The sequence below is a fragment of the Streptomyces sp. NPDC059456 genome (assembly GCF_042750055.1).
Lineage (GTDB): Bacteria > Actinomycetota > Actinomycetes > Streptomycetales > Streptomycetaceae > Streptomyces.
This window is the reverse complement of record NZ_JBHYVA010000248.1, coordinates 1-3,795: the sequence shown is the minus strand read 5'-3', so window position 1 is coordinate 3,795 and position 3,795 is coordinate 1. Positions and strand designations below refer to the sequence as shown.

Sequence of the window (3,795 nt, the reverse complement as noted above, 5' to 3'; positions counted from 1 at the left end):
CCCCGCCCTACCCCCCGGTCCCCCCCCCCCCCCCGGCGCCCCACCCCACCCCGGCCCGGGGGGGGGGCGCCGCCCTCGGCGCGTGCGGGCTCAGCCGAGGGTGGCGTCCAGGATCCGGGACCACTGGGCGACCACGCGGGCACGGCGGGCCGTGTCGTCGGTGAGGACGTTGGCCAGGCCGAGGCCGCGGGCCATGTCCAGGAGGCCCTGCACGGTTTCGCGTACGCCCGGGACGGACTCGTCGGCGCCGAGGAGTTCCACGGCGATGCGATGGGTCTCGCGGCCGACGCGGGCCTCCAGTTCGGTGACCTGGGGGCGCAGCTGTTCCTCGTTGGAGGCGGCGACCCACAGCTGGAGGGCCGCGCGGAAGAGGGCTCCGGTGTAGAGGTCGACGAGGGCTTCGACGACGGCGGGGCGGGCGGCCGGTCCGGCGTGGAAGAGGTCGCGCAGGGCCGCGGAGCGTTCTTCGGAGACGTAGGCGACGGCGGCGGTGAACAGGTCCTCGCGCGTCGGGAAGTGGTACTGGGCGGCGCCGCGGGAGACGCCCGCGCGTTCGGCGACGACGGCGACGGTGGAGCCGGCCCAGCCCTGTTCGGCGAGGCAGGCGACGGCCGCCTCCAGGAGGTGGCGGCGGGTGACGCGGCTGCGGGCCTGCTTGGGCCCGGACGGGGCGTCGTGCGCGGGCCGCGCGTCGGTCACAGGGCCCATGCCGGGTCCCGGCGCTCGAAGCGGGCGGTGATGCCCTCGCGGGCCTCGGCGGAGCCGAAGTGGTGTGCGGACAGCTCCGTGAGCGCGGCGCCGTCGGCCGCCAGGACGGCCCGGACGGGGGCGGTGAGCAGTTCCTTGGTGGCGGCGAGGGCCTGCGGTCCGGCCTTGCGCAGGCCTGCGAGTACGGGCGCGAGGACCTGGTCGACGTCGTCGCCGTGGAGGGTGAGCAGGCCGATGCGGGCGGCTTCGGTGGCGTCGAAGGCCTCGGCGGTGAGGAAGTACCGGGCGGCCGCGCGCGGGTCCAGGCGCGGCAGCAGCGGGGCGGAGATCACGGCGGGGACGACGCCGAGGTGGGTCTCGGTGAAGGCGTACGTGGACTCCGGGCCGGCGGCGGCGATGTCGCAGACGCCGAGGAGGCCGAGGCCGCCCGCCCGGACGTGGCCGGTGACGCGGGCCACGACCGGCTTGGGCAGTTCGGCGATCTCGCGGAGCAGGGCGAGGAAGTCGGCGGGGTCGCAGGGGGACTTCAGGTCGGCGCCGGCGCAGAACGTGGTGCCGGTGTGGGTGAGGACGACGGCCCGGGCCTCCGGGTCCGCCGCCGCGGCGGCGAGGGCCGCGCGCAGGTCGCCGACGAGGTCCGCGGACAGGGCGTTGCGGTTGGCCGGGGAGTCGAGCGTGAGGGTGGTGATGCCGGGCGCTCGCGCGGCGCCGACGGGGCGGGTCATGCGGTGTCCTCCGGAGGTCGTGCGGGTGGTGCGGATCGTCCGGCCGGCGCCGGCGGGGCCGCGCAGGGCCGGACCCATTGTCCGGGGCGCGGGGCCGGGGCGCCGCCCGTCCGGCCGAGTGCCCCCCTGCCGGGCGGCCGGCCGGTGGCCGCCGCTGCGCCGGGACACCGCCCGCGGCCTGGGTGCCGGGCCCGGGCGGCCGCCCCTTCGTCGAACTCCCGGCCTGGCGCCGGGGGCTCGGGCGGTGCCCCCGGCCGGCGATCGGTCAGTAGGACTTGGGGAGGCCGAGGGTCTGGTGGGAGACGAAGTTGAGGATCATCTCGCGGCTGACGGGGGCGATGCGGGAGACCCGGGAGGCCGTGATCAGGGCGGCCAGGCCGTATTCGCGGGTGAGGCCGTTGCCTCCGAGGGTGTGGACGGACTGGTCCACCGCCTTCACGCAGGCCTCCGCGGCGGCGTACTTGGCCATGTTCGCGGCCTCGCCGGCGCCCATGTCGTCGCCCGCGTCGTACAGGTGCGCGGCCTTCTGCATCATCAGGCGGGCGAGTTCGAGGTCGATGTGGGCTGCGGCGAGGGGGTGGGCGATGGCCTGGTGGGCCCCGATCTCCTGCTTCCAGACCTGGCGGGTCTTCGCGTAGTCGACGGCCTTGGCGAGGGCGTGGCGGCCCATGCCGATGGCGAAGGCGGCGGTCATGATGCGTTCGGGGTTGAGGCCGGCGAACAGCTGGAGGAGGCCGGCGTCCTCGTCGCCGACGAGCGCGTCGGCGGGCAGCCGGACCTCGTCCAGGACGAGTTCGAACTGTTTTTCCGCCGCCTGGAGTTCCATCTCTATGACGGAGCGGGAGAAGCCCGGGGTGTCGCGCGGCACGATGAACAGGCAGGGCTTGAGGCTGCCCGTGCGCGCGTCTTCGGTGCGGCCGACGATGAGGGTGGCGTCGGCGATGTCCACGCCGGAGATGAAGACCTTGCGCCCGGTGAGGATCCAGTCGTCCCCGTCGCGGCGGGCGGTGGTGGTGATGCGGTGGGAGTTGGAGCCGGCATCGGGTTCGGTGATGCCGAAGGCCATGGTGCGGCTGCCGTCGGCGAGGCCGGGGAGCCAGGCCCGCTTCTGGGCCTCGGTGCCGAAGCGGGAGATGACCGTGCCGCAGATGGCGGGCGAGACGACCATCATCAGCAGGGGGCAGCCTGCGGCGCCCAGTTCTTCGAGGACGATGGAGAGTTCGGCGATGCCGCCGCCTCCGCCGCCGTATTCCTCGGGGAGGTTGACCCCGAGGTAGCCGAGCTTGGCGGCGTCGGCCCACAGCTCGTCGGGGTGGCCGCCCTCCCGGGCGACGCGGGCGAGGTAGTCGCGCCCGTAGCGCTGCCCGAGGGCGGCGACGGCGGCGCGCAGGGCCTTGTGCTCTTCGGTTTCGACGACGGAGCTCATGCGGGCGTTTCCTCCTGGACTACGGCGAGCAGGGCGCCGAACTCGACCTGGTGGCCGAGGGTGGCGTGGAGCGCGGTGAGCGTGCCGGAGGCGGGCGAGACGATGCGGTGCTCCATCTTCATGGCCTCCAGCCAGAGCAGGGGCTGCCCGGCGGTGACGGCGTCGCGGGGGGCCAGGCCCTCGGCGACGCGGACGACGGTGCCGGGCATGGGGGCGAGCAGGGAGCCGGGTTCGGTGCGGTCCTGGGGATCGGCGAACCGGGGGACGGGGGTGAGGGTGTGCGCGCCGAGCACGGAATCGACATACGTCTCGGCCGGCGCACCCTCCGTGTTCGATTTGCGTTTCACGTGGAACATCCGGCGGACGCCCTCGATTTCGAGGGTGACCTGCTCGCGCTCCGCGGCCAGGACTCGAACGCCCGGGTGGTCCACGAGCTCCGGGGGGCCGCTGCGGGCGGGCCGGTAGCGGACCTCGTACGCGGTGCCGGCCGCGCTGTAGCGGCGGACCTGCGGCTGGGAGCGGAGGTTGCGCCAGCCGCCGAGGCGGCCGGCGAGCGGGGCGCCGGGGGCCGGCGCGGCGTCCGCGAGGGCGGCGGCGATCACGGCCGGGGTGGCGTCCGGGCCGCCTTCGGTGAGGGAGCCGAGGTGGCGTTCGTAGAACCCGGTGTCGAGCCGCGCCTCGGCGAACTCCGGGTGCCGCAGAGAACGTACGAGGAGCTCGCGGTTGGTGGCCAGGCCGTGGATGCGGGCTCCGGCCAGGGCATGGGCGAGGGCGCGGACGGCCTCGGCCCGGGTGGGGGCGTGGGCGACGACCTTGGCGAGCATCGGGTCGTAGTGGAGGCCGACGGGGGGCCCCGCGGCGCCGCCCCGGGGCACCCCGACCCCCCCCCGGGCGGCGCGGGGGGGGGGGACGCCGCCCGGGGCGGAATAAAAAAAA

4 protein-coding genes are annotated in these 3,795 nt (G+C 75.7%); all 4 read right to left on the bottom strand.

Going from position 1 to position 3,795, the window contains the following annotated elements:
- Positions 1-90: 90 nt before the first annotated feature.
- Positions 91-708, bottom strand: a complete 618-nt coding sequence (locus tag ACFXA3_RS21770; RefSeq protein WP_385189036.1) for a TetR/AcrR family transcriptional regulator — start codon at positions 706-708, stop codon at positions 91-93.
- Positions 696-1,433 (bottom strand): enoyl-CoA hydratase family protein, encoded by a 738-nt coding sequence (locus tag ACFXA3_RS21765; protein ID WP_385189034.1) that lies wholly within the window; start codon positions 1,431-1,433, stop codon positions 696-698. Before ACFXA3_RS21765 ends, ACFXA3_RS21770 begins: the two co-directional genes overlap by 13 nt.
- 265 nt (positions 1,434-1,698) lie before the next feature.
- A complete protein-coding gene (locus ACFXA3_RS21760) occupies positions 1,699-2,859 on the bottom strand; it encodes an acyl-CoA dehydrogenase family protein (RefSeq protein ID WP_385189033.1) in 1,161 nt (386 codons plus the stop codon).
- The coding region (locus ACFXA3_RS21755; protein ID WP_385189031.1) for a biotin/lipoyl-containing protein at positions 2,856-3,795 on the bottom strand (940 nt) is incomplete at its 5' end. The genes ACFXA3_RS21760 and ACFXA3_RS21755, both read right to left, overlap by 4 nt.

Excerpts from the sequence above, each read along its gene's own strand:
- ACFXA3_RS21770 (WP_385189036.1), bottom strand. The coding sequence starts at position 708 with ATGGGCCCTGTGACCGACGCGCGGCCCGCGCACGACGCCCCGTCCGGG.
- ACFXA3_RS21765 (WP_385189034.1), bottom strand. The coding sequence starts at position 1,433 with ATGACCCGCCCCGTCGGCGCCGCGCGAGCGCCCGGCATCACCACCCTC.
- ACFXA3_RS21760 (WP_385189033.1), bottom strand. The coding sequence starts at position 2,859 with ATGAGCTCCGTCGTCGAAACCGAAGAGCACAAGGCCCTGCGCGCCGCC.